This window comes from Streptomyces viridiviolaceus (assembly GCF_014650995.1).
Taxonomy (GTDB): Bacteria; Actinomycetota; Actinomycetes; order Streptomycetales; family Streptomycetaceae; genus Streptomyces; species Streptomyces viridiviolaceus.
Window position 1 is genome coordinate 15,158 of sequence record NZ_BMWA01000035.1, and the last position, 24,137, is coordinate 39,294.

A 24,137-nucleotide genomic window follows, 5' to 3' on the forward strand; every position below is an offset into this window, starting at 1 on the left:
CGAGGGTTCCCCCGGGCGCGTGACGCGTCCTCAGAAGGCCCGCCCCGGCGGGCCTTCTGCCGTTCACCCCTCCCGCACCGGCGAGGGTTCCCCCGGGCGCGTGACGCGTCCTCAGAAGGCCCGCCCCGGCGGGCCTTCTGCCGTTCACCCCTCCCGCAGGGCCTTGGCCGCCGTGCCGTCCCCGCCCACCTCGACGCGTCCGTCCAGCACCGCGTCGCACAGACCCAGTTCTCCGCGGCTGACCGCGGCACACGTGCCGGCGTCCAGGACCAGCCGGGCGTCCGGCTCCTCGGGGGCGGGCCCGTCGCCGTACACCGGGCCGCTCTCGGCGCCGACGTACAGGTGGCAGTCGCCCTCCTCGAGCCGGACTTCGACGAGCCCCTCCCTCACTCCCGCCTCCCGCAGGGCCCGCAGCAGCGGCAGCGCGAACCAGTGGGCCCGCACGGCGTCCGTGGGCCGCCGCTCGCCCAGCTCACCCGCGCCCCACGCACCCAGCGCCTCCAGTACCGGCAGCAAACCCCTTCCTCGCGCGGTGAGTTCGTAGACGTAGGCCGCTCCGGGCGGAGGCAGCCGGCGCCGCGTCGTCAGCCCGTCCCGCTCCATGTCCTTCAGCCGCGAGGCGAGTACGTCCGTGCTGACGCCCGGCAGGTCGGCGTGCAGGTCGGTGTAGCGCCGCGGGCCGGCCAGGAGCTCGCGGACGATCAGCAGGGTCCAGCGGTCCCCGACGGTGTCGAGCGCACGGGCGGCGGAACAGTACTGGTCGTAGCTTCGGCGAGGTGACATGCGACGCAGTGTAGACAGGTTGTTGGACTTTCCAAGCTCCAACTTGGTAAAACCAAGCAACACCAGATACCGGAGGGGAAGCCGCGCATGGAGTTCCGGCAGTCGAACAAGCTCAGCGAGGTCTGCTACGAGATCCGCGGCCCGGTGATCGAGCACGCCAACGCGCTGGAGGAGGCGGGGCACAGCGTGCTGCGCCTGAACACCGGCAACCCGGCGCTCTTCGGATTCGAGGCGCCGGAGGAGATCCTCCAGGACATGATCCGGATGCTGCCGCAGGCGCACGGCTACACCGACTCGCGCGGCATCCTCTCCGCCCGCCGGGCCGTCGCCCAGCGCTACCAGACCCTCGGCCTGGAGGTCGGCGTCGACGACGTCTTCCTCGGCAACGGCGTCTCCGAACTGGTCTCCATGGCCGTGCAGGCCCTGGTCGAGGACGGCGACGAGATCCTGATCCCCGCCCCCGACTTCCCCCTCTGGACGGCGGTGACGACCCTCGCGGGCGGCAAGGCGGTCCACTACCTGTGCGACGAGCAGGCCGAGTGGTACCCGGACCTGGCCGACATGGCCTCGAAGATCACCGACCGCACCAAGGCGGTCGTCATCATCAACCCGAACAACCCGACCGGCGCCGTCTACCCCAAGGAGATCCTGGAGGGCATCCTCGACCTGGCCCGCCGGCACGGCCTGATGGTCTTCGCCGACGAGATCTACGACCAGATCCTGTACGACGACGCCGTCCACCACTCGGTCGCGGCGCTCGCCCCCGACCTGGTGGTCCTGACCTTCTGCGGCCTGTCCAAGACGTACCGGGTCGCGGGCTTCCGCTCGGGCTGGCTGGTGGTCACGGGCCCGAAGCAGCACGCGCGCGACTACCTGGAGGGCCTGACGATGCTGGCCTCCATGCGCCTGTGCGCCAACGCTCCCGCCCAGTACGCCATCCAGGCCGCACTCGGCGGCCGCCAGTCCATCCGCGAACTGACCGCGCCGGGCGGCCGGCTGCGCGAACAGCGGGACGTGGCCTGGGAGAAGCTGAACGAGATCCCGGGTGTCTCCTGCGTGAAGCCCAAGGGCGCGCTGTACGCCTTCCCGCGCATCGACCCCAAGGTGCACCCGATCCACGACGACGAGAAGTTCGTCCTGGACCTGCTGCTGCGGGAGAAGATCCAGGTGGTCCAGGGCACGGGCTTCAACTGGCCGTCCCCGGACCACTTCCGCATCCTGACGCTGCCGTACGCGGAGGACCTGGAGGCGGCCGTCGGGCGGATCGGGCGGTTCCTGAGCGGATACCGGCAGTAGCGGCACCCCCGACCTCCGGCGCGCGGAGGTCCGGCACATCGCACGGGGCAAGCGACGACCGCGCACCGCGTTCAGGGCGAGGAAGTCCCCGCCCGTCCGCCGTGTGCGCGGTTTCGTCACCCGTTCGGCCGCACCCCACGCCCGCCGGGGGACCGGCGTCTCCCCCTCGGGGAGAGCGCCAACGAGGCGCGTCCGAGCGGGAGTCGCCCGGCGGTGAGCCGGTGGGGCGGGGGGACTGCCGCCCGGGCAGTCACACGACGCTTGCCGTTCGGTTCTAGAATGGCGGGACAGGCGCGGGCCAGGGTCAGAGGTGGGCATTCCGAGGGTGCCCCGGGCCATGGCCTGGACGCGAAGCCCGGCCCGATTACGGCGGGCCGGGATGACGCGTCATGCGCCTGGCTGGAGAGCCCCGGCCCGATTACGGCGGGCCGGGTTCTCCATGGCGCCCCAGGCGGTTTCCCGCTCAGTGGCCGCCCTTGTGGTTGTTGTAGTCGTCGAGGACCCGGAAGCTGCCCACGATGCCGTTCTGGACCCTCACACCGCTGCTGAAGCCGGGGTCGACGCCGTAGCTGGAGCTGCGGGGGCCGACGGTGGCGATGGGGGCGCCGTTGTCGCAGGTCGCGCCCCGGAAGACCGCGACGGTCTTCTTGCTGTCATTGCGGATGTTGAGGCTCGTGGAGCCCAGGCCGCTGACCACCGTGATGCAGCCGCCGGGGCGGGAGGTGTAGGAGCGCTCGTTGACGTGGATCCAGCCCTCGTCGTAGTCCTTGCCGCCGTGGTTGTTGTTGCCACGGTCGTTGCGGTCCTTGTCCTTGTCCTTGTCCCCGTTGCCGGTGTCGCCGCCCAGAGGAGCGTGGATGGGAGCGGACGCCTGGTGGACCACTGCCGGCGCCGCCTGCGGTGCGGCGACGGCGTACGTGATGCCGGACGCGGTCAGGGCTGCGGCGGCAGCGACGGCCGCGGTGAGCGCGTGGGAGCGGTTCATGATCATGTCGCCTCGTCTCCTGTCTGAGGATGGCCGGCTGTGGCAGTCGGCTCGTGATTGAACGTACTTACGCTCCCCATAGCTGTCATATCGGACAGAACGGAAGCGGGGGCGACAGTGGGCCGATCGGGGTATGTACGGCCCTCGCAGCCGCTCCTCGGCGTTCTGATGGCTCGTCAAAGCCGCAGGTCAGTTTGACTGATTGAATGACTATTACTCCTTCAAGGTGATCTACTGACGCCTGGTCACCTCCCGGCGCGGCGGGTCGCTACTTGACATTCGGGGCCGCGCACTGCGGGGGAAACGAAAACGCTGGTGAGGCCGCACTCCGACGGGCTCCCCGGACGGCGGTGGCCGCCGTCCGGGGACGGTGTGTCAGCAGGAGTGCGGCCGGCTCAGGACGTGTCCGCCGGGGTCGGCGTGGCCTGGCACAGCGCAGGGGCGACGGTGCGAGGCGGTCGCACCCCCTCGCCCGCCCGTGAAGGACCGCGCCCGCAGCCGGTCCGGTCACCACCCGCGCGACCGTACGGTTCGCTCCTCCGGAGCCGTACAGCCGTTCCCAGTAGTCGAGTTGGAGGGCGGCAAGGCACGACTGCGCCCGGCGTCGGCTCTTCACGTGACCGACCAACAGGTGGTGACCCGAACTCGCCGCCGCCTCACCGGGAATGCCGTGCACCGGCCCCTGGTTGGTGATCCCGGAACGCGATCGACGACTGGGGGCAGGGCAGATGTCGCAGGACGTGCAGGGGACGGTGGCCGAGGGCTTCGAGGGGGTCCGGGAGGAGTTCGCGGCGTTCCTCGCCGGGGAACGGGACGAGCCCGGTGCTCAGCTGGTCGCGTACCACCGCGGGCGCAGGGTGGTGGACCTGTGGGCCGGGGACGGGCTGGACGGGGACTCCCTGACCAGTCTGTTCTCCATCACCAAGGGCGCGGCGCACCTGGTCGTGGCGCTGCTGGTGCAGGACGGTGTGCTCGACCTCGACCGCGAAGTGGCCTTCTACTGGTCCGAGTTCGGGGCCGAGGGCAAGGACCGGCTGACGCTGCGCGAGCTGATCTCCCATCAGGCGGGTCTCGTCGGCGTGGACGGCGGGTTCACCACCGAGGAGCTGGCCGACGACCGGGTGCCGGCCGAGCGGCTGGCCGGGCAGAAGCCGCTGTGGGAGCCCGGAACGGCCTACGGCTATCACGCCTTCGTGATCGGCGCGCTCACGGGTGAGGTGGTGCGGCGGGTGACCGGCCGGTCCGTGCAGGAACTCTACGAGGAGCGCCTGCGGTCCCCGTACGACCTGGACCTCTACCTCGGGCTGCCCGAGGAACTGGAACCGCGGTGGCTTCCGGTGCTGCCGTTGGTGCCCACGCCCGAGCAGGCGGAGCGGATCGCGGCGGCGGCCGCTGCGCCCGACGCGCTCAAGGGCGTCGCCTTCAATCAGCACGGGCCCCAGCCGACCGACCTCGTCGCCTTCGGCAACAGCCGGCTCGTGCGCGCGCTCGGCTCGACGTCCGCCGGCGGCGTGGGCAACGCGCGCGGTGTGGCCCGTATGTACGCCGCCGCCATCAGCACGGTCGACGGCAGACCGCCGCTGCTCACCCCCGCGACGGCGGCCGAGTTCGCCAGGGTGCACGCGCGCGGCACCGACCTGGTCACGGGCGAGACGGACCACTTCGGCCTCGGCTTCGAGCGGCCCGTCGAGCAGTTCCCGTTCCTCGACCCGGGCGTTTTCGGGCACAGCGGTGCGACCGGTTCCCTCGGCTTCGCCGACCCGGCGAGCGAAGTGGCGTACGCCTGTACCCGGCGCCGCTTCGCGCCCCCGTCCGACCACGGGCCCTCGGCCGAGAACGGCCGTCTGGCCCAGTCGGTCCTGCGGGCCGCGGCGGGCGTGTGACACCGTGCTGACCTCTACTTCAGAAAGGAACGGCGGACGTGGGTGATCTCTTTCTCGTCCGGCACGGTGAGACCGAGTGGTCCCGGTCCGGGCGGCATACCGGACTGACGGACGTACCACTGACCGACCACGGGCGGGACGAGGCGCGCGGGCTGGTGCCGTTCATCCGGTCGCACCGGATCGGCGCCTCGTTCGTCAGTCCGTCGCAGCGGGCCCGGGAGACCGCCGAGCTGATCGGGCTGCACGGCACCCGTGTCGACGCGGACCTGCACGAATGGGACTACGGCGGGTACGAGGGCGTCACCACCGTCGAGATCCATCGGACGCGGCCCGACTGGTTCCTGTTCACGGACGGTGTCGCGCCCGGGCCGCCGGACCACCCCGGGGAGACGCCGGAACAGGTCGGCGAGCGGGCCGACCGGATGCTGGGCAAGGTGGAGGCCGCGTTCGCCAACACCGAGGGGTGCGTGGTGCTGGTGGCGCACGGGCACTTCCTGCGGGTGCTGACGGCACGGCACCTGGGGCTGCCCGCCTCGCACGGCGCCTTGTTCCAGATGGCCACCGGAACGCTGTCCCGGCTGGGCACGGAGCACGGGCGGCCGGTGATCGCCGCGTGGAATGTCAGACCTCCGTCGTAGTCTTCCCGTGTGTGGCCCGGCCGGGACCGGGGGACGGGAGGAGGAGGCCGTGACACGACCGCCGACCGCCGCGCAGCGGCGTGTCATCGACGCCGCCGACCCGGTCACCGGGCGACTGAAGGGGACGGAGGCGCAGCTCGCGGCTCTGGTGAAGCGGGGGCTCGCCTTCCGGCACCCGCGGCCGCCGCACGACCACTTCCTGACGCCGGCCGGACACCGGATACGGGAGGCCGTCGAGCCGGCGGCTGCCGAGCCCGCCGCGCGGGCCCCGGCGGCGGCCGACGGGGTGTTCGCCGCCCGGGTCGGCGGCGAGGAGACGCCACCGGATGCGGGGCCCGCCCGGCTCCGTGAGGTGCGCGGTGCCTGGCAGGGGCTGCTGGAGCTGCGCCGGATGACCCGCCGGGACGGGGCGACGGACCGGCCGTGCGACTGGGAGCGCACGCATCTGGTGCAGGCCGCGGCACTCGCGCTGGAGGCGGCCGGGAACCGCCCGGCGGGTCCGGAGGGCCGCGGTTACCGGGTGCGTGCCACCCCGCAGCCCGAAGCCGTCGCCGTGTACGAGCCCGACGGGACGGCGCTGCGGGCCTGCGCCGCCACGTTGGAGCGGGCCGGCTGGCAGGTCGGCGAGCACACCGAGCCGCGGACGAACAGCCGTTACCTGCTGGCTTCTCCGCGGCGGACGTGAGGACGGACGGGCGTGCCAGGATCAGTGGATCAAAACGCCGATCATCACAAGGGGAAGTCCGTGAGTGAGCCGTTCTCCGTGCCCGTGACCGTCCGCGGCTACGAGACCGATGTGCAGGGTCACCTCAACCAGGCCGTGTACCTCAACTACGCCGAGCACGCCCGCTGGTCGCTGCTCCAGGCGGCCGGGATCCGGCAGGCGGACCTGGTGGCCCGGGGCGTGGGCCCCGTGGTGCTGGAGACGACCATCCGCTACCGGCGCGAGCTGCTCGCCGGTGACGAGGTCGAGGTGACGTGCGCCTTCGAGTGGGGTCAGGGCAAGACCTTCCGGATACGACAGACCGTGCGCAAGGCCGACGGCACGGCGGCCGCCGAGATCGAGGCCGTCGGCGGGCTGCTGGATCTGCGGGCGCGGAAGCTGGTGGCCGATCCGCAGCGGCGTTTCAAGGAACTGGCGGCCGAGCCCGCGTTGTTCGGGCTGTAGGGGGGCCGGCCCCCTGCCGGTCACGGTCCGTGCGGCCGGACCGGCAGCGGTGAGGCCGGCGCCCGAGGATCGAGGCGCCGGCCCGTGCCCGGTGTCCGGGGGTGTCCCCGGGCGCCGGCGTCAGGGAGTCGCCGTGGCCCGCGACGCGCCGCTGATCTCCTCCCCCGCCTCCATCGGATGGGTCACGTCCGCCGCTTCCCGTCCCTTGCCGATGTGGTTGAAGACCAGGTTGAGCAGGACGGCGGCCACACAGCCCGTCGAGATGCCCGAGTCCAGAATGATCTTCGCGTTCTCCGGGAACGAGTGGTAGAACTCCGGCGCCGCGATCGGGATGATGCCGACGGCCAAGGAGACCGCCACGATCAGGACGTTGTTGTCCTTCTCCAGGCCGGCCCGGACCAGGGTCTGGATGCCGCTGGCCGCGACCGAGCCGAACAGGACCACGCCCGCACCGCCGAGCACCGGGCGCGGCACGACCGCGATCAGCGACGCGGCCATGGGGCACAGGCCCATCAGCACCAGGAAGCCGCCGCCGGCGGCGACCACGTAGCGGCTGCGGATCTTCGTCATCGCGACCAGGCCGATGTTCTGGGCGAAGGCGCTGCACATGAAGCCGTTGAACAGGGGGCTGACCGCCGAACCCAGGGTGTCGGCGCGCAGGCCGGCCGCGATGGTCTTCTCGTCGGCCGGACGGTCGACGATCTCGCCCAGGGCCAGCATGTCGGCGGTGGACTCGGTCATCGAGACGACCATCACCACGCACATCGACAGGATCGCGGCGAGCTGGAACTGCGGGGCGCCGAAGTGGAACGGGGTCGGGAAGCCGACGACGTCCGCGTCCGCGACCGGCCCGAAGTCCGTGACGCCGAACGGGATCGCGATGAGCGTGCCCGCCACCAGGCCGAGCAGCACGGCGATCTGCTTGACGAAGCCGCGGGTGAAGCGGCGCAGCAGCAGGACGATGACGAGGGTGATCGCCGCGAGGCCCAGGTTGGTCGGCGACCCGAAGTCGTCGGCCGTCGGGCTGGCGCCCTGGGCCCAGCCGAAGGCGACGGGCAGCAGCGAGATGCCGATGAGGGTGATCACCGTGCCGGTGACGACCGGTGGGAAGAAGCGGATCGCCTTGCAGAAGACGGGGGCCGCCAGGAAGCCGAGCAGACCGGCGACGATGACGGCGCCGAAGATGATCGGCAGCGCGTCCGACTTGTCCTCGGTGGAGGCGACGATCGCGGTCATGGGGGCGACACCGGCGAAGGTGACGCCGTTGACGAAGGGCAGCCGGGCACCGATCTTCCAGATGCCGAGGGTCTGCAGGAAGGTGGCGAGGCCGGCGGTGAACAGGCAGGCGCCGGTGAGGAAGGTGAGTTCGGCGGCGGACAGGCCGATGGCCGCGCCGACGATCAGGGGTGGGGCTACGACTCCGGCGTACATGGCGGCCACATGCTGCAGGCCGGTGGTCGCCATCTTCAGGGCGGGGAGTTTCTCGTCAACAGGGTGGTCGGCCACGGCGGCGTCCCTCCGGTCGGGTACACGTCGGATCCGACGTGGGTGTCAGGGAGGTGGTGCGGGTGGTCGTGCGGGACCGGGACGGACCGTTCGAGAAAACGGGGACCGGCTCCGGGGGCGTGCGCGGGCGCGCACGCCCCGGAGACGGCCACCGTGGACCCCGCTCGGGTCCACGGTCGCCGGCCGGGAGCCGTCCCTCCCGGCCGGAGTCCTTTCGGGGTGATCAGCCCTTCGCCGCGATCCGGGCGAGACGCTGGGCCTCGTCCCTGGTGGAGCGGGCGATGGCGTCCTCGTCGACCGTGAGCAGCCGGCCGTTCTCGACGATCTGGCGGCCGTTCACGAAGGACGCCGTGACCGGTGCGGCGGCACCGAAGACCAGGGCGGTGACCGGGTCGGCGATGGAGGCGTGGGCGAGCGTGTCCAGCTTCCACAGCACGAGGTCGGCGAGCTTGCCCGGCTCCAGGGAGCCGATCTCGTCGCCCCGGCCGAGGACCTGCGCGCCCCCGTGCGTGCCGAGGCGCAGCGCCTGCCGGGCGTTCAGGGCGGCCTCGCGGTGGGCGCCGAGGCGGTTGATGAGGAGGGCGTTGCGCAGTTCGGTGTGGAGTTCACCGGACTCGTTGGAGGCGGTGCCGTCGACGCCGAGGCCGACCGGAACTCCGGCGGCGAGCATGTCGGGGACGCGGGCGATCCCGGCCGCGAGGCGCGCGTTGGAGGACGGGCAGTGGGCGACGCCGGTCTTCGTGCGGGCGAAGGCGGCGATGTCGGAGTCGTTCATGTGGACGCAGTGCGCCATCCACACGTCCTCGCCGAGCCAGCCGGTGGACTCGAAGTAGTCGGTCGGTCCCATGCCGAACAGCTCGTGGCAGAACTTCTCCTCCTCCACGGTCTCCGAGCCGTGGGTGTGCAGCCGCACGCCGAGCCGGCGGGCCAGCTCGGCGCCCTGGCGCAGCAGTTCGGTGGAGACGGAGAAGGGGGAGCAGGGTGCCACGGCGACCTGGGTCATCGCGTCGAAGGAGGCGTCGTGGTGTTCCTTGACAGTGGCCTCGGTGGCGGCGAGCGCGCCGTCCAGGCTCTCCACGGCGAAGTCCGGCGGCAGCCCGCCGTCCGACTCGCCGCGGTCCATGGAGCCGCGGGCGAGGGTGAACCGGACGCCCATCTCGCGGGCGGCGCCGATGATCGCGCCGGACAGGTCGCCGGTGCCGCGCGGGAAGACGTAGTGGTGGTCCATGGCGGTGGTGACACCGCCGCGGGCCATCATGGCGAGGGAGCCCTGCGCCGCCGAGCGGGCCATCTGCTCGTCGATGCGCGCCCAGACCGGGTAGAGCGCGACCAGCCAGTTGAACAGGTTGTGGTCGGTGGCCAGTCCCCGGGTGATCCACTGGTAGAAGTGGTGGTGGGTGTTGACCAGACCGGGCGTGGCCAGGTGGCCGGTCGCGTCGATCCGGCGCACCACGTTCTCCAGGCCCTCGGGGGCCCGGCCGGCGCCGACGGACTCGATCCTGTTGCCGGCGATGACGACGTGACCCGAGGCGTACTCGGTGTCGCCCGCGTCCACGGTCGCGATCGAGCAGTTCTCGATCACGATGCGCTGGGCTGCCGATGGTGCCATGACGCTGTCCTTGTCTTTCAGTGGCGGCCCGTGGGTGGGGAGTACCCACGGGGAGGGCACGGCAGGACCCTAGGAGGATTTGAGTGCCGGAACCGTGCGGCTCCGGGTGCCGAGATGGTGGAAGAACAGGTTGAGCGTGACCGCGACGAGTGCTCCGGCGCTGATGCCGGAGCCGAGCACGGTCTGCGCCCAGGCCGGGAACTCCTGGTAGAAGGTCGGCGCGGCCAGCGGGACGATGCCCGCGCCGAGCGCCACGGCGACCAGGATGATGTTGGAGCTGTCGTCCAGCCCCGCCTCGGAGAGCGTACGGATGCCGCTGACGGCGATCGAGCCGAACAGCACGATGCCCGCGCCGCCGAGGACCGGCATGGGGACCAGCGAGACGACCGCCCCGAGGACCGGGAAGGCGCCGAGGACCAGCAGGGCGCCACCGGCCACGGCGACGACGTAGCGGCTGCGGACCCGGGTCAGCGAGACGACGCCGACGTTCTGGGCGAAGGCCGAGGTGGGGAAGCCGCCGAAGACGGGGCCGACCAGGGTGGCGATGCCGTCGGTGCGCAGGCCCCGGGTGATGGTCTTCCCGTCGGCGCGGCGGTCGCAGATCTCGCCGAGGGCGAGCATGCCGGCGGAACTCTCGGTCATCAGGACCAGCATCACGATGCACAGCGACAGGATGGCCGCGGGCTGGAACTCGGGTGCGCCGAAGGCGAAGGGCGTGGGCAGCGCGGCGACGGGGGCGGACTTCAGTGCCTGGAAGTCGGCCATGCCCAGCGGGACGGCGACCAGGGTGCCGATCAGCAGGCCGAACAGGAGCGCGACCTGCTTGACGAAGCCCCTGCCGAAGCGCTGGATCACGAGGATGACGGCGAGGGTGAACGCGGCGAGCGCGAGGTTGCGCATCGAGCCGAAGTCGGCGGCGGCCTTGTCGCCGCCCTGCGCCCAGCCGACGGGGACCGGCATCAGCGTGACGCCGATCAGGGTGATCACGACACCGGTGACCAGCGGCGGGAAGAATCTGAGGAGCCGCCCGAAGAACGGTCCGACGGCCAGGCAGAAGACGCCGGCGACCATGACCGCGCCGTAGATCGCGGGGAGTTGGTGTCCCTCGGTGTTGGTCTCGGCGATGGCGAGGATCGGGGCGATGCCGGCGGAGGAGGCGGCGTTGACGAACGGCAGGCGGTTGCCGACGAAGCCCTTGACGCCGATGGTCTGCAGCAGTGTGGCGACGCCCGCGATGAGCAGGCTCGCGGCGATCAGCCGGGTGCGGGCCTCGATGTCGAGTCCGCAGGCCTGGCCGATGATGAGCGGAGGAGTGACAACGCCCGCGTACATGGCGGCGATGTGCTGGAGCGCGGCGGGGACGAGCCGCGTGGGGTGGAGCTTCTCGTCCACCGGGTGCACGGACGTGACGGCGTCCTCGGTGTGCACCGGCGGGGTGGAACACGGGCCTTCAGCCGGCCCCTTTGCAGGCAGTGCCATTTCGTTCCCTCCGGTGTGGCGCGCCCCCGGCCCGGATGGCTCGGCCGGGGGCGTGCCGTCCCGCGTCAGAGGTTGGTCATGTCGACCGGGATGAGTTGCTCGGCACCGTCCCGCAGGATGGTGGCCTCGATCAGGCCGTAGGGGCGGTCGGCCGCGTAGTAGACGGCGCCGTCCTTGGCCTCGTTGTCGATCCCGAAGGGCGACAGGTCCGAGCGGAAGTGGTGCTTGTTGGGCATCGAGAAGCGGATCTCGTCGACCTCGTCGCGGGAGTTCAGCACCCGCACACCCATCTCGAAGAGGGTCTGCTGGAGCGAGTACGAGTAGGTCTCGGCGAACGCCTGCAGCGCGTGCTTGCGCACTCCGTTGTACGAGCGGTCCCAGTCCGGGGCGTGCGAGTCGATGCCGTCCCAGTTGTGCCGCCACCAGGTGGAGACCGTGGTGGCGAGGATGCGGTCGTGGTCCTCCTGGAGGGTGGTGTACTTGTCCTTCAGGAAGCCGAAGAACTCGGAGTTGGTCGAGTTCATGACGGTCAGGTCCTTGAACCCGGAGAGCACCTGGATGCCGTGGCCGTCATAGGTGATCTGCGCGACGCGGGTCTCCTGGCCCTTGCGGACGAAGGAGTGGGCGATCTCGTCCGAGCCGACGAAGCGGGCGCCGCCCTTCGAGGTCTCGATCCGCTCCCAGGCGTACTCCTCGATGCGGATGCGGGCCCGGTGGATGGGCTCGTTGTTGTCCACGAAGTGGCGGGCGAGCTTGACGCCGAGGTCCTCGGCGCTCTGGATCCCGTGCTCCTTGGCGAAGGCGAACACCGTGTTCTTGGTGGTGTCGGTCGGCAGGACGTTCGCGTTGGAGCCGCTGCGGTGGACCTCCTCCATGTCGCCGGACAGGGCGACGGAGACGTTCAGGTCCTTGATGTGGTGCGTGTCGCCGTCACGCGTGATCTTGACAACGCGGTTCTCTGCCTTGCCGTACTGGTTCTGTCCCAGGACGAAACGGGTCATGTGTCGGTCAGCTCCCTCGGTAAACGGAGTAGCCGAACGGGTTGAGCAGCAGCGGAACGTGGTAGTGCTCCCCGGGCACCACCGCGAAGGTGATGGTGACCTCGGGGAAGAACACCGGCCGGGCGTTCTCGCTGTCCCGGAGCGCGGGGGCGTCCTGCTGGGCCGCGGCTTGCTTCTTCTCGAAGTACGTCTCGACGGCGAAGTCGAGCCGTACGTGGGTGGTGCCCTCCGGCAGGGCCGGGAGGTCCTTGCACCGCCCGTCCGCGTCGGTCGCGGAGCCGCCGAGCGTCTGCCAGTCCCCACCCTGCCCGTGATGGGCGGAGCGGCCCGCGCGGGCGGCGAGTCGGACGGCGACGCCCTCGGCGGGGCGGCCGATGCTGGTGTCCAGGATGTGCGTGGACACGGAGGCGGTGGTGCTGGTGCTCATGGTCAGGCGTCCTGTTCGACGAGTCGGGTCAGGCGGATGCGGTTGATCTTCCCCAGTTCGATGCGGACGATCTCCCGCTCCTGCTCGGGCGAGTTGCCGATCCGCTCCTTGACCGCGTCCCGCATCTGCTCGCCGGTCCGGCCGGTGGCGCAGATGAGGAAGACGTGGCCGAACTTCTCCTGGTAGGCCAGGTTCAGTTCGAGCATCTCCGCCTTGAGTTCCTCCGAGGCGCCGGCCATTCCGGCCTGCTCGCGGGAGGAGGTCGGGTCGCCCGGCTTGGGGCGGCCGATGGGCGGGTGCCCGGCCATCGCCTCCGCGAGATCGTCCGTCGTCAGCTCGGCCATGGCGGCGTCACTGGCGGCGTACAGGTCCTCGGGGGTGGCGTAGGGGCGGGCGGCGAGCAGTTGCCGGGCCCACGCCGTCGAGGCACACGCCTCGTGGAGTTCGGCGAGTGCCGCGGACTCCTCAAGAGCGTTGAAACGGGCCAGGCCCGACGCGGAAGTGGACGTCACGGGAGCCTCCGTGGCCTTGTGCTGAACGGGCGTGCCGATAGCTAACGCCCTCGGAAACAAGCCGTCAACACTTTGTTGAAAATTCGGGGTGACGAAAGCCGCCGCCCGGTCACCGGACGGCGGCTCGCCGTTCACGAAGTCGTGCCTGGTCAGGAACGCTTCCCGCGTCAGGTGCCCTTCTCACGGTTGAGGTAGTTGTAGACAGTGAAGCGGCTGACCCCGAGGGCGCTCGCGACCGTCTCCACGCCGTGGCGCACGGAGAAGGCGCCGCGCGCCTCCAGGGTCCGCACGACCTCCTGCTTGGCCTTGCGGTCGAGGTCCGCCAGGGGCCTGCCCTGCCGGCGCTCCATGGCGGCCAGGATGTGGTCCAGGGAGTCGGCGAGCTGCGGCAGACGTACGGCGACGGCGTCGACACCCTCCCAGGAGAGCACGACGTCGTCCTGGCCGGCCTCGTCCGGCGGGAGCATCTCACCTCCGATGGCGTCCACCAGGGGCTTGACGGCCGCGATGAACGGCTCCTCGCCGGGGCCGGTCACCGCTCGCCCTCTTCGACGACGTTGACCTGGAGCGAGATCCGGGTGGCGCCCGCCTGGAGGGACCTGCGCAGCAGCGCGTCCACGGCACCGAGCACCGCGTCGGCCCCGCCCTCGGCGGTGTTGCCGAACGGGCCGACGTCCACCGCGTCCAGCTCCGCGGCCTCGACGACCTCCCGGGCGACCACCGCGTGGGCGGGCGCCTCGTCGAGATCGAAGGGCTCGGTCGTGAACTCCACTCTCAATCGCACGCGCTCAACCTAACGCGCGGCACCCAGTTGTGCCGACCCCCCTTGACAAGGCCCGGCACCCGACGGCAATCTTCCATTACGCAGAAACAAACTTCCGCAATATGGAAATGCGACACGGAAGGGAGCGCGGCACCCGATGGGATTCGCAGACCAGCGCTTCAACGTCAACCTGTCGATCCTCTTCACGGAACTCCCGCTCCTGGAGCGCCCCGCGGCCGCCGCCGCGGCCGGCTTCACCGCGGTCGAGCTGTGGTGGCCCTGGATCGACTCGCCCACCCCCGAGCAGTCCGAGCTCGACGCGCTGAAGAAGGCGATCGAGGACGCGGGCGTACAGCTCACCGGCCTGAACTTCTACGCCGGACAGCTCCCGGGCCCGGACCGCGGCGCCCTGTCGGTGCCGGGTGAGGACTCGGAGCGGTTCCGCGCCAACATCGACGTGGCCGCCGACTTCGCGCGGTCCCTCGGCTGCAAGGCCCTCAACGCCCTGTACGGCAACCGGGTCGAGGGGGTGGACCCGGCCGAGCAGGACGCGCTCGCGCTGGAGAACCTGGTCCTCGCCGCCCGGGCGGCCGACCGGATCGGCGCGGTCCTGCTGATCGAGGCGCTCAACAAGCCCGAGTCGCCGCTGTACCCGCTGGTGTCGGCGCCGGCCGCCGTCGAGATCGTCGACAAGGTCAACGAGGCCACGGGACTCGGCAACGCCAAGTTCCTCATGGACCTCTACCACCTGTCCATGAACGGCGAGGACCTGCCGCAGGTCATCGAGCGGTACGCCGCGAAGACCGGCCACGTCCAGATCGCCGACAACCCCGGCCGCGGCGCCCCGGGCACGGGCTCGCTCCCCCTGGAGGAGCTGCTCGACCGGCTGGCGAAGGCAGGTTACGAGGGCTGGGTCGGCCTGGAGTACAAGCCCGGCGACCGCCCCAGCGCGGAGGCCTTCGACTGGCTGCCCCGCGCGGCCCGCGCCGCCAGCTGATCACCACCCCAGTACTGAGAGGCACCCTCACCATGAGCAACCTTCCCAAGATCGCCTGGATCGGCCTCGGCATCATGGGCTCCCCCATGTCCGAGAACCTGGTCAAGGCGGGCTACCAGGTCACCGGCTACACGCTGGAGCAGGAGAAGCTGGACCGCCTGGCCGCCGCCGGCGGCACCGCGGCCGGCTCGATCGCCGAGGCCGTGCGCGACGCCGACGTCGTCATCACCATGGTGCCCGCATCGCCGCAGGTCGAGGCCATCGCCTACGGCCCCGACGGCATCCTGGAGAACGCGAAGTCCGGCGCCCTGCTGATCGACATGTCCTCGATCACCCCGCAGACCTCGGTCGACCTGGCCAAGGCCGCGAAGGACAAGGGCATCCGGGTCCTGGACGCCCCGGTGTCCGGCGGTGAGGCCGGTGCCATCGAGGCCGTGCTGTCCATCATGGTCGGCGGTGAGCAGGCCGACTTCGACGAGGCCAAGCCGCTGCTGGAGGCGCTCGGCAAGACCATCGTGCTGTGCGGTCCGCACGGCTCGGGCCAGACCGTGAAGGCCGCCAACCAGCTGATCGTCGCCGTCAACATCCAGGCGTGCGCCGAGGCGGTCGTCTTCCTGGAGAAGTCGGGCGTGGACCTGAAGGCCGCCCTCGACGTCCTCAACGGCGGCCTGGCCGGCTCCACCGTGCTGACGCGCAAGAAGGACAACTTCCTGGCCCGCGACTTCAAGCCCGGCTTCCGCATCGACCTGCACCACAAGGACATGGGCATCGTCACCGACGCCGCCCGCAACGTCGGCGCGGCCCTGCCGGTCGGCGCCGTGGTCGCCCAGCTGGTCGCGTCGCTGCGCGCCCAGGGCGACGGCGGCCTGGACCACTCGGCCCTGCTGCGAGCCGTGGAGCGCCTCTCCGGCGCCCAGGTCTGACGTACCCCGAGACCTCCGGGTGGCGCCGCCCGCTGACACCTGTCCTGTCGCGCCCGAGCGGGCGGCGCCGCCCGGAACCAACTTCAACAAAACGTTGACGTTCCGAACTCAGCAAATCTAAGCTCCACGAAGCGGAAACGGGTTTCCGCTGACCCCTCGCACGGAAGGTCCCCGATGTCGCAGCGCGTGCTCACGACAGAGTCCGGCGCCCCGGTCGCCGACAACCAGAACTCCGCCTCCGCCGGCATCGGCGGTCCCCTCCTGATCCAGGACCAGCACCTGCTGGAGAAGCTCGCCCGCTTCAACCGCGAGCGCATCCCGGAGCGCGTGGTGCACGCCCGCGGTTCCGGCGCCTACGGCCACTTCGAGGTGACCGACGACGTCACCGACTACACGCACGCCGACTTCCTGAGCACCGTCGGCAAGCGCACCGAGGTCTTCCTGCGCTTCTCCACCGTGGCCGACTCGCTCGGCGGCGCGGACGCGGTCCGCGACCCGCGCGGTTTCGCGGTGAAGTTCTACACCGAGGAGGGCAACTACGACCTCGTCGGCAACAACACCCCGGTGTTCTTCATCAAGGACCCGATCAAGTTCCCCGACTTCATCCACTCGCAGAAGCGTGACCCGTTCTCGGGCCGCCAGGAGCCGGACAACGTCTGGGACTTCTGGGCGCACTCCCCCGAGGCCACGCACCAGGTGACCTGGCTGATGGGCGACCGTGGCATCCCGGCGTCGTACCGCCACATGGACGGCTTCGGTTCGCACACCTACCAGTGGACGAACGCCAAGGGCGAGTCGTTCTTCGTCAAGTACCACTTCAAGACGGACCAGGGCATCCGCTGCCTGACCGCCGGCGAGGCCGCCAAGCTCGCGGGCGAGGACCCGACCTCGCACCAGACGGACCTGGTGCAGGCGATCGAGCGGGGCGTGTACCCGTCCTGGACCCTGCACGTGCAGCTCATGCCGGTGGCCGAGGCGGCGAACTACCGCTTCAACCCGTTCGACGTGACCAAGGTGTGGCCGCACGCCGACTACCCGCTCAAGCGGGTCGGCCGGCTGGTGCTGGACCGCAACCCGGACAACGTCTTCGCCGAGGTCGAGCAGGCCGCGTTCTCCCCGAACAACTTCGTTCCGGGCATCGGCCCCTCCCCCGACAAGATGCTCCAGGGCCGCCTGTTCGCCTACGCGGACGCGCACCGCTACCGCCTGGGCGTCAACCACACCCAGCTCGCGGTCAACGCCCCGAAGGCCGTGCCCGGCGGCGCCGCCAACTACGGCCGCGACGGCTTCATGGCGTCCAACTCGCAGGGCCGTGACGCCAAGAACTACGAGCCGAACTCCTACGACGGTCCGGTCGAGACCGGCCGCCCGCTGTCCGCCCCGCTGGCGGTCTCCGGCCACACCGGCACCCACGCGGCGCCGCAGCACACCAAGGACGACGACTTCTTCCAGGCGGGTGAGCTGTACCGGCTGATGTCCGAGGAGGAGAAGCAGCGTCTGGTCGCGAACATCGCCGGCGGCCTGTCCCAGGTCTCCCGCAACGACGTGATCGAGAAGAACCTGGCCCACTTCCACGCCGCCGACCCGGAGTACGGCAAGCGCGTGGAGGAGGCGGTCCGCGCCCTGCGCGAGGACTGATCCAGAAGCTCGCGTACGGGTCATGACGGGAGGTCAGGACCTGTACGCGGCCCGCGGGGCACCGGCCGGCCCGGATGAGGGGTGGCCGTCCGGTGCGCCGCGGGCAGGGCGAGGACCGCGGCGGCCTGCGAGCCAGTGCGGTGGTGAAGGGCCCGGAAGCTCCTCCTACGACCTGAGGGGAGGAGCGTTCCGGTCCCGTCGCACCGCCGCGGTCCCAGCCACCCGCCTCTTCCGTGAGATCTGCGAGACGTGAGATCTGCCGGAGAGGCCCCCGCACTCCGTCCGGCGGCGCGAACGACCTGTCGCGCCCAGCCTCGCACCGTCGGACGGGCACCACCTGAGGAGCACCACCCGAAGTACCTTCACCGGCCGAGAAGCGCCGGATGCGGACGGTCCCGCATCCGGCGCTTCTCGGCGTCCGTGCGGGTGCGGATTCCCCTCGTCCGCAGCAATCTGGAGTCATGGGTCATCCACCGGAGCATCCCCACATCGTGGTCCGTCCCCCGGCCCTCGACGGCTCCCGCCGGGTCACGTCGGGTGAGGAGATCCTCGGGGTCGCCTCACACCTCGACGACGTCGCCGAGATCCTGCGGCTGGCCGACCTGTACGTGACCGACGTCGCGGAGAGCGACCTCGTCGAGTGGCAGGGGGGCGGCCCGGACGACTGGCCGGGGCTGCACGAGCACCACGAGGACTGAGCGCACGTACGGCACCGGTCGTACGTTGGCTACGACACTCTCAAATCAAGCTCTGAACCCGGCCCCGGCACGCTTCGACCACCCCCGGCCGTGGGCAGATTCCCGGCACACGGGGCCCGCCGGCACGGGGGCGGCGGGCCCCGGTCGTACGGGGGTGGTGTCGATGGGACCGCACGAGATCGCGCTGCTGCGGGGCGGGCCCCGGGCCGCCGTGACGGTGGCCGTGGTGGCCCTGCATCTGCGGGGCGCCGTGCGGGCGGGGCGGCCGGGCACCCTGCGCAAGGTGTCGACGCCGACCCCGGGACTGCCGTCACCGTACCGGCACCCGCTGGAGAAAGCGGTGCGCGTCGGTCTCTACCGGCCCGCGGGCATGCGGGAGTTGCTCGTCAGATCGGCCGTGCGCAACGCGCTCGCCCGGATGCGGGCCGAGCTCGCCGCGGCCGGACAGTGGCGGGCGCTGCCGCTGGGCCCCACCCGGGCCGCCCGCCGTCATGTGGCGGCCCTGCGGGAGCGCCATCCGCTTCCCGAGGGTCCCGGGAGGCCGGCGGAGGAGGACGTCCTGCTCGCCGTCGCCCTGTACGGTGACCGCGCGCTGACGGCGCTCCTGCCGCGGTTCACCCAGCGGGCCGGGCTGATCGGCCGGGGCGGGCTCGCGGACGAGGGGCTCTTCCCGTTCGGCCGCGGGGCCGGCCTCCGGTGGCGCTTCGGTGCCGAGGACCCGGTCGAGGCCGGTGACGGCGGCGGCAGCGGTGACGGCGGCGGCCACGCCGGCCATGGGGGCGGGTTCGGGTGCGGCGGGGGTGGCGGCGGAGGATCGGACTGAGGAGCGTCTCCCCGTGCACACGCCGGAAGGGCGGCCCGTCCTGGGGACGGGCCGCCCTTCGGGGGTCGGCGGGGATCAGACCTTCAGCGTCCTGACGGCGGTCGGGGCGTGGCCCGGCTCGGTCGCCACTTCCTCGAACTCCACGACGTTGCTGATGTCGTTGGTGCCCGACATGGAGATGTTGGTGACGCGCTCCAGGATCGCCTCGACGACGACCGGCACCTGGTGCTCGGCGGCGAGCTTCTTGGCCTGCTCGAAGGCGGCGCCCAGCTCGCTCGGGTCGGTCACCCGGATCGCCTTGCAGCCGAGGCCCTCGGCGACCTTGACATGGTCGACGCCGTAGACGCCCAGCTCCGGCGAGTTGATGTTCTCGAACTCCAGCTTGACCTGGAAGTCGATGTCGAACGCCCGCTGCGCCTGGCGGATCAGGCCCAGGTAGGAGTTGTTGACCAGGACGTGGACGTAGGGGATCTTGTGCTGCGCGCCGACGGCCAGTTCCTCGATCATGAACTGGAAGTCGTAGTCGCCGGAGAGCGCCACGACCTGGGCCTCGGGATCGGCCTTGGCCACACCGAGCGCGGCCGGGACGGTCCAGCCCAGCGGTCCGGCCTGGCCGCAGTTGATCCAGTGCCGGGGGCGGTAGACGTGCAGCATCTGGGCACCGGCGATCTGCGAGAGGCCGATGGTGGAGACGTATCGCGTCTCCGGGCCGAAGGCCTTGTTCATCTCCTCGTAGACGCGCTGCGGCTTGATCGGGATGTCGTCGAAGTGCGTACGACGCTGGAGGGTGGCCCTGCGCTCCTGGGCGGAGGCGGCCCAGTCGGAGCGGTCGGGCAGCTTTCCGGCGGCCTTCAGCTCCTTGGCGACCTCGACGAACAGCTCCAGCGCGGCCTTGGCGTCGGAGGCGATGCCGTAGTCCGGGGCGAAGATCTTGCCGATCTGGGTCGGTTCGACGTCGACGTGCACGAACTTCCGGCCGGCGGTGTAGACGTCCAGCTTGCCGGTGTGGCGGTTGGCCCAGCGGTTGCCGATGCCGAGGACGAAGTCGGACTCCAGGAAGGTCGCGTTACCGTAGCGGTGCGAGGTCTGCAGACCGACCATGCCGGCGTTCAGCTCGTGGTCGTCGGGCAGGACGCCCCAGCCCATCAGGGTGGGCACGACCGGGGTGCCGGTCAGCTCGGCGAACTCCACCAGCAGGTCGGCGGCGTCGGCGTTGATGACACCGCCGCCCGCGACGATCAGCGGGCGCTCGGACGCGTTCAGCATCCCGATCGCCTTCTCGACCTGGGCACGGGTCGCGGCGGGCTTGTAGACCGGGAGCGGCTCGTACGTCTCGGGGTCGAACTCGATCTCCGTCATCTGGACGTCGATCGGCAGGTCGATCAGGACCGGGCCGGGCCGGCCGGAGCGCATGAGGTGGAACGCCTGCTGGAAGACGCCGGGGACCTGCGCGGCCTCCAGCACGGTGACGGCCATCTTGGTCACCGGCTTGGCGATGGAGGCGATGTCGACGGCCTGGAAGTCCTCCTTGTGGATCACCGCGGTCGGCGCCTGGCCGGTGATGCACAGGATCGGGATCGAGTCACCGGTCGCCGAGTACAGACCGGTGATCATGTCGGTGCCGGCCGGACCGGAGGTGCCGATGCAGACGCCGATGTTGCCCGGGTGGGTCCGGGTGTAGCCCTCGGCCATGTGCGAGGCGCCCTCGACGTGGCGGGCGAGGGTGTGGGTGATGCCGCCGGAGGCCTTGAGCGCCGCGTAGAAGGGGTTGATCGCCGCGCCCGGCACACCGAACGCGTCCGAGACGCCCTCACGCTTGAGGATCTCAACTGCCGCGCGGGCAGCGGTCATACGAGCCATCGAGTACTCCTGCTTCGGCTGTCGGATTCGCACTCCCGTCGCGCCCCGCGGTGAGCAATTCCGTATTGCGAAAGTTAGTTTCTACCATCTGGAAGTAATGTAGGTGGGCGGTCCGAGGCAGTCAAGAGACGGACCGGCAGCGGTCAAGAGTCGGACAGACGGACGCTGTCCGGAGGACGATGAGAGGCATGTCCGAGAGCATCGCGGTGCGCTGCCCGGCCTGCGGGCGCCGGCACCGCTACACGGCACCGTCGTACCCGTGCGCCTGCGGGGCGCCCGTCGCCCCGGCGCTCGACGCACACGGCGCCGCCACGGCCGTCACCCACCGCGCCTGGGACGAGGAGTGGGTCGGCGTGCGCTGCGCGGCCTGCGGCGGCGAGAGCCAGTGGCCGCGCCCGGAGCTGGGCTGCCCGTGCGGGACCGTGCTGTGCGTGCCGGTGGACCGGACGGGCACGGCGCGCGGCGGACGCGCCCCCGCCTCGCGGGCACCCGGCCGCGCGGCCGGCCCGATCCGCACCACCCTGGACGCGGTCACGGCCACCGTCCTGTATCTGCGCGAGCTCGGGCACCGGGACGTCCGCCGCGCCGATCAGCGGCCCACGGCGGGCATCGGACTGGCCGCTCACGGCATCGTGGCCCAGGTGGACCCGACGGTGGGCCCGGTCTCGGTGCGCGACGTGGAGTGCCTGTGGCTGACGGGCATGGCGGATTCCGCCCGGTGCGTCTACTTCTCCCTCTCCGGGTACGCCGAGGAGGCCCGGGCCCGCGCCGACCGGCTAGGCGTCCCGTTGTTCGTCCTCGACCCCACCGGGGTGCCGCGACCGGTCAACGGGCCGGCCGTGGCTCTGGACGCCACGGCCGGCCGGACGGAATGAGCGAGGGGGCACCCGGTGGATACCGGGTGCCCCCCTCGTGAACGGGTGGGCGGACTACCGCGCCGCGTGTCCGAAGCGGTCCCCGTTCGCGGGGAGGCCGCCCTGGCCGGGCTGGTAGGTGGTGACCGGGGCGATCGGCTGACCGAGGGTCACGTTGGACATCGGCAGGGCGTACAGGGTGCCGTAGGTGCTCGGACCGTCGGGCATGCCGACGTACAGCCGGGTGCCGGTGAAGTGGAGGCTGGAGCCCAGACGCTGGTTGGCTCCCGGGGTACCGGGGATGCCGTCGCCGTCGCCGGCCTCGACCCACTTGTCGTTGGCGCCGGGGGCGCCGACCAGCGAGAAGATGTGGACCGCACCGGACTTGGTGGCCGTGCCGACGGCCTCGTCCGGGATGCCGACGGCCAGCTTCATCGTGGCCGCGGTGCTCACCGCGCGCGGCGCGGTGTTGACGGCGGTCACGGTCGCGCCGAAGTGGTCACCGGCCTCGGAGGTGCCGGAGACGTCGTCGTCGGCGGTGCCGGAGGAAATGCCGTAGAGCTGGGTGTAGGTGCCGGAGGCGGTGACGCGGAAGGTCAGGACGCTGCCGGTCTCCGCCTTCTGGACGTCGTTGACGGCCAGGGCCTCGCCCGGGGTGCCGACCGCGAGGATGGACTCGGTGGCGGCCGCCGCGCCCGACGGGCGGTAGGGGGCCAGGGCCAGGGAGGCACCGAAGCGGTCATTGGCCTCGGCGCCGCCGGAGACCGTGTCCAGGTCCTGGTCGAGGCCGAACAGCGGGGTGGGCCGGTTCTCGGTGTTCAGCTTGTGGGAGAAGACCGCGAGGTTGCCCGCCGCGTCGTCGCCGCCGATGTTCTCGTTCGGGGCGCCGATGGCGATGTTGTTGGCGTCGGCCGCGAGCACGGCACCGAAGCCGTCGTTCGCCTCGACCGCACCGGGCACGTTCAGCTTGTCCTGGTGGACGGAGACGTTGGTGCCGCCGCGCACGTAGAACGCCTGGCCTGCCTTGGCGGCGCCACTGAGGCCCTCACCGGGGGCGCCGATCACGACGAAGGGCTCACCGGCGGCGGTGGTGCCGGCGGCCAGGGCCTGGCCCAGGACGTCGCCGGTCTCCGGGGTGGAGGCGGCCAGGGAACCGTTGCCGTGGGCCTCCTGGAAGTGGGTGTTCTTCGTGGCGCCCGTGCCGATGCCGCCGGGGGCGCCGTGCAGGACGTCGACCATCCCCGCGTCGTCGGCCGTGTCGATCTTCTCGCCAGGGGTGCCGACGACCAGGTCGGTGCAGCCGTTCTCGTCGTAGTCCACGGTGGCGATGGCATGGCCGAAGTTGTCGCCGGCCTCGCCGCCGCCCGGCACCCAGTCGAGGTCCTGGTTGATCTCGGCGGTGCCCTTGCCGCCGCCGTAGACGATCCGGACCAGACCGGCACCGGCGTCACCGCCGACGGTCGCGGCGGGGTCGGCGACGGCGATGTCCTCGACGCCGTCGCAGTTGAAGTCGGTGACGCGGTTGGCGCCGACCTTGGACTCGACCCAGGAGGCCAGGTCGTCGACGCGGGAGACGACGCCGCCGGTGCGGGTCTCGGCCGCGTCGATGCCGAAGCAGCCGCCCTGGTAGGACCGGCTGGCGAGGGCGACGAGCTGGGAGGTGCCGTTGGTGGTGCGGACCAGCGGACCGCCGGTGTCGCCCATGCACGCGGCCACGCCGTCCTTGCCGGTGACCGTGGCGGTGGTGGCGGCCGAGGCGTCCACCGAGAACGCGCCGGTGTGCAGGTTCAGCGGCGCCCACTCGGTCTTGCTCCGGCCGTACCCGGCGAGCTTCAGCTCCTCGCCGGCGGCGGGTGCGGTGGTGGCCAGGGCGACCGGGGTGACGTTCGTGACCGGGCGGTTCAGCCGGGCCAGGACGACATCGCGGTCGGTGCGCGGCGCCAGCTCGACGATCTCCCGGACGGCACCCGCGGTGCCCGACAGGTCGGTGCGGCCGATGGTCGCGGTGGTCTTCAGACGGGGCTTGCCCGCGGGCACCGCGAGGCTCGCGGCCGGGTCGTCGGCGAAGCAACTGGCCGCGGTGAGCAGCCATTCGACGTCGACCAGGACGCCGGAGCAGCCGCGGTCGTGGTCGCCGACGACGACCTGCGCGGTGTAGGCGTGGGTGGTGTCGGAGGAGGCGGAGGCGGGGCCCGTCACGGCGGCGGCCGGCAGCGCGGTCATGACGATCGGTCCCGCGGTCAGGGCGGCGGCCAGTGCGGTCAGGCGCACGGCTCTGGTGTGTCGCATCAGTG

The 24,137-nt window shown here is 71.4% G+C and carries 23 protein-coding genes; 11 read left to right on the top strand and 12 right to left on the bottom strand.

Annotation, left to right across the window (positions count from 1 at the left end; genetic code table 11):
* Window positions 1-144: 144 nt before the first annotated feature.
* Complete coding sequence (locus IE260_RS35725; protein WP_189879650.1) at window positions 145-783, bottom strand: winged helix-turn-helix transcriptional regulator; 639 nt, start codon at window positions 781-783, stop codon at window positions 145-147.
* Between the two features lie 87 nt (window positions 784-870).
* Here IE260_RS35725 and IE260_RS35730 point away from each other — a divergent pair, with 87 nt between their 5' ends.
* Window positions 871-2,079 (top strand): pyridoxal phosphate-dependent aminotransferase, encoded by a 1,209-nt coding sequence (locus IE260_RS35730; RefSeq protein WP_189879652.1) that lies wholly within the window; start codon window positions 871-873, stop codon window positions 2,077-2,079.
* A 463-nt stretch (window positions 2,080-2,542) separates the two neighbouring features.
* Here the strand turns inward: IE260_RS35730 and IE260_RS35735 are convergent, their stop codons facing one another.
* Entirely contained in the window at window positions 2,543-3,070 is a 528-nt protein-coding gene (locus tag IE260_RS35735) for a hypothetical protein (RefSeq protein WP_229881638.1), read from the bottom strand.
* A 722-nt stretch (window positions 3,071-3,792) separates the two neighbouring features.
* Here IE260_RS35735 and IE260_RS35740 point away from each other — a divergent pair.
* Genes IE260_RS35740 through IE260_RS35755 form a run of 4 tightly spaced genes read left to right on the top strand, consistent with a single transcriptional unit; the run spans window position 3,793 to window position 6,753 of the window.
* On the top strand, window positions 3,793-4,947 hold the full coding sequence (locus IE260_RS35740) for a serine hydrolase domain-containing protein (protein WP_189879654.1): 1,155 nt from the start codon (window positions 3,793-3,795) through the stop codon (window positions 4,945-4,947).
* A gap of 38 nt (window positions 4,948-4,985) precedes the next feature.
* Window positions 4,986-5,585, top strand: coding sequence for a histidine phosphatase family protein (locus tag IE260_RS35745; protein WP_189879656.1), 600 nt, complete (start codon window positions 4,986-4,988; stop codon window positions 5,583-5,585).
* Between the two features lie 49 nt (window positions 5,586-5,634).
* Window positions 5,635-6,270, top strand: a complete 636-nt coding sequence (locus tag IE260_RS35750; RefSeq protein WP_189879658.1) for a hypothetical protein — start codon at window positions 5,635-5,637, stop codon at window positions 6,268-6,270.
* Window positions 6,271-6,330: 60 nt separating this feature from the next.
* Complete coding sequence (locus IE260_RS35755; protein ID WP_189879660.1) at window positions 6,331-6,753, top strand: acyl-CoA thioesterase; 423 nt, start codon at window positions 6,331-6,333, stop codon at window positions 6,751-6,753.
* Between the two features lie 120 nt (window positions 6,754-6,873).
* Here the strand turns inward: IE260_RS35755 and IE260_RS35760 are convergent, their stop codons facing one another.
* From IE260_RS35760 to IE260_RS35795, 8 genes are all read right to left on the bottom strand, one after another.
* The gene (locus tag IE260_RS35760; protein WP_189879663.1) at window positions 6,874-8,259 is read right to left on the bottom strand and encodes a nucleobase:cation symporter-2 family protein; all 1,386 of its coding nucleotides are present in this window, start codon (window positions 8,257-8,259) and stop codon (window positions 6,874-6,876) included.
* A gap of 223 nt (window positions 8,260-8,482) precedes the next feature.
* Complete coding sequence (locus IE260_RS35765) at window positions 8,483-9,868, bottom strand: 8-oxoguanine deaminase (protein ID WP_189879665.1); 1,386 nt, start codon at window positions 9,866-9,868, stop codon at window positions 8,483-8,485.
* Between the two features lie 69 nt (window positions 9,869-9,937).
* Window positions 9,938-11,347: a nucleobase:cation symporter-2 family protein gene (locus IE260_RS35770; RefSeq protein ID WP_189879667.1), complete on the bottom strand. Its 1,410-nt coding sequence runs from the start codon at window positions 11,345-11,347 to the stop codon at window positions 9,938-9,940.
* A 65-nt stretch (window positions 11,348-11,412) separates the two neighbouring features.
* Window positions 11,413-12,348 (bottom strand): factor-independent urate hydroxylase, encoded by a 936-nt coding sequence (gene pucL / locus IE260_RS35775; protein WP_189879670.1) that lies wholly within the window; start codon window positions 12,346-12,348, stop codon window positions 11,413-11,415.
* 7 nt (window positions 12,349-12,355) lie between these two features.
* Entirely contained in the window at window positions 12,356-12,775 is a 420-nt protein-coding gene (gene uraH, locus IE260_RS35780) for a hydroxyisourate hydrolase (protein ID WP_189879679.1), read from the bottom strand.
* A 2-nt stretch (window positions 12,776-12,777) separates the two neighbouring features.
* Entirely contained in the window at window positions 12,778-13,287 is a 510-nt protein-coding gene (uraD, locus tag IE260_RS35785) for a 2-oxo-4-hydroxy-4-carboxy-5-ureidoimidazoline decarboxylase (protein ID WP_189879681.1), read from the bottom strand.
* A gap of 167 nt (window positions 13,288-13,454) precedes the next feature.
* The gene (locus tag IE260_RS35790) at window positions 13,455-13,823 is read right to left on the bottom strand and encodes a helix-turn-helix domain-containing protein (RefSeq protein ID WP_189879684.1); all 369 of its coding nucleotides are present in this window, start codon (window positions 13,821-13,823) and stop codon (window positions 13,455-13,457) included.
* Entirely contained in the window at window positions 13,820-14,071 is a 252-nt protein-coding gene (locus IE260_RS35795; protein WP_189879686.1) for a YkoF family thiamine-binding protein, read from the bottom strand. The genes IE260_RS35790 and IE260_RS35795 overlap by 4 nt, the downstream gene beginning before the upstream one ends.
* Before the next feature lie 136 nt (window positions 14,072-14,207).
* Here IE260_RS35795 and IE260_RS35800 point away from each other — a divergent pair, with 136 nt between their 5' ends.
* The 5 genes from IE260_RS35800 to IE260_RS35820 all read left to right on the top strand — a co-directional run bounded on the left by IE260_RS35800 (window position 14,208) and on the right by IE260_RS35820 (window position 19,129).
* A complete protein-coding gene (locus IE260_RS35800) occupies window positions 14,208-15,047 on the top strand; it encodes a TIM barrel protein (protein ID WP_189879688.1) in 840 nt (279 codons plus the stop codon).
* Between the two features lie 32 nt (window positions 15,048-15,079).
* Window positions 15,080-15,970 carry a 2-hydroxy-3-oxopropionate reductase gene (locus IE260_RS35805; RefSeq protein WP_189879690.1) on the top strand — a complete coding sequence of 297 codons (891 nt, stop codon included), beginning with the start codon at window positions 15,080-15,082 and terminating at the stop codon, window positions 15,968-15,970.
* 174 nt (window positions 15,971-16,144) lie between these two features.
* The gene (locus tag IE260_RS35810; protein WP_189879692.1) at window positions 16,145-17,608 is read left to right on the top strand and encodes a catalase; all 1,464 of its coding nucleotides are present in this window, start codon (window positions 16,145-16,147) and stop codon (window positions 17,606-17,608) included.
* A gap of 461 nt (window positions 17,609-18,069) precedes the next feature.
* The gene (locus IE260_RS35815; protein ID WP_189879694.1) at window positions 18,070-18,306 is read left to right on the top strand and encodes a hypothetical protein; all 237 of its coding nucleotides are present in this window, start codon (window positions 18,070-18,072) and stop codon (window positions 18,304-18,306) included.
* A gap of 25 nt (window positions 18,307-18,331) precedes the next feature.
* The gene (locus IE260_RS35820; RefSeq protein ID WP_308434727.1) at window positions 18,332-19,129 is read left to right on the top strand and encodes a TIGR04222 domain-containing membrane protein; all 798 of its coding nucleotides are present in this window, start codon (window positions 18,332-18,334) and stop codon (window positions 19,127-19,129) included.
* Between the two features lie 75 nt (window positions 19,130-19,204).
* Here IE260_RS35820 and gcl read toward each other — a convergent pair whose 3' ends face one another.
* Window positions 19,205-20,989, bottom strand: a complete 1,785-nt coding sequence (gcl, locus tag IE260_RS35825; RefSeq protein WP_189879698.1) for a glyoxylate carboligase — start codon at window positions 20,987-20,989, stop codon at window positions 19,205-19,207.
* 179 nt (window positions 20,990-21,168) lie between these two features.
* Here gcl and IE260_RS35830 point away from each other — a divergent pair, with 179 nt between their 5' ends.
* On the top strand, window positions 21,169-21,864 hold the full coding sequence (locus IE260_RS35830) for a hypothetical protein (protein ID WP_189879700.1): 696 nt from the start codon (window positions 21,169-21,171) through the stop codon (window positions 21,862-21,864).
* Between the two features lie 54 nt (window positions 21,865-21,918).
* Here IE260_RS35830 and IE260_RS35835 read toward each other — a convergent pair whose 3' ends face one another.
* Window positions 21,919-24,132, bottom strand: a complete 2,214-nt coding sequence (locus IE260_RS35835; protein WP_229881639.1) for a S1 family peptidase — start codon at window positions 24,130-24,132, stop codon at window positions 21,919-21,921.
* Window positions 24,133-24,137: the final 5 nt, after the last annotated feature.